The 203-nt window shown below is 53.2% G+C and carries 1 pseudogene; it reads right to left on the minus strand.

Going from position 1 to position 203, the window contains the following annotated elements:
* A pseudogene (locus tag B7705_RS09730) lies at positions 1–203 on the minus strand (hypothetical protein); the annotation flags it as partial.

Here is a 203-nt window from a genome sequence, read left to right on the forward strand (position 1 = left end):
AATCAGCAAGCACAAGCATGAGCAACAGCGTATCTGCATCAATCAGTGCGAGCCACTCAGCAAGCGCAAGCATGAGCAACAGCGTGTCCGCATCAATCAGTGCGAGCCAATCAGCAAGCACAAGCATGAGCAACAGCGTATCTGCATCAATCAGTGCGAGCCACTCAGCAAGCGCAAGCATGAGCAACAGCGTGTCCGCATCA

Origin of the sequence: Streptococcus oralis subsp. dentisani (assembly GCF_002096685.1) — a bacterium.
Taxonomy (GTDB): Bacteria; Bacillota; Bacilli; order Lactobacillales; family Streptococcaceae; genus Streptococcus; species Streptococcus oralis_AD.